This is a genomic window from Psychrobacter sp. FME13, assembly GCF_014861395.1.
Taxonomy (GTDB): Bacteria; Pseudomonadota; Gammaproteobacteria; order Pseudomonadales; family Moraxellaceae; genus Psychrobacter.
This window is the reverse complement of the sequence record NZ_RRYV01000379.1, coordinates 1-532: the sequence shown is the minus strand read 5'-3', so window position 1 is coordinate 532 and position 532 is coordinate 1. Positions and strand designations below refer to the sequence as shown.

Here is a 532-nt window from a genome sequence, read left to right as displayed (position 1 = left end):
ACGGCAAAAAAAGCTATGGCAAGCAGAACTACCAGTGCAAGGACTGCAAACGTCAATTCATTGGCGACCATGCCTTAACTTATCATGGCTGTCACTCTAAAATAGAAGACATCATACGGCTAATGACGGTTAGAGGTTGCGGCGTCAGAGACATAGCCGTTATAGCCTCTATTAGTATTGGTAAAGTCCTTAGCACCATAGGCTCATCGGTCTATAAGATTACACCTAAAAAGCGCTATTATGAACGCTTAGAGGTTGATGAGTTTTGGACTTACGTGTATCGCAAAAAGCGTAAAGTTTGGCTTATTTATGCTTATGACCGCGCTACCAATGAGATTGTCGCTTATGTCTGGGGCAAACGTGACCTGAAAACAGCTAAGAAGCTAAGAGCCCGTCTTAAACAACTGAAAGTCAGCTATGGCTCTATTAGCATGGATAACTGGGATAGCTTTATAACCGCATTCAAGCCTGACAAGAAACAAATCGGCAAGCAGCATACGGTAGGCATAGAAGGTAATAACTGTCGCCTTAG

1 protein-coding gene is annotated in these 532 nt (G+C 43.2%); it reads left to right on the top strand.

Features of this window, described 5'->3' with window-relative positions; all coding sequences use genetic code 11:
• A partial coding sequence (locus EI164_RS16680; protein WP_192521070.1) for an IS1 family transposase occupies positions 1 to 532 on the top strand: 532 nt, incomplete at both ends.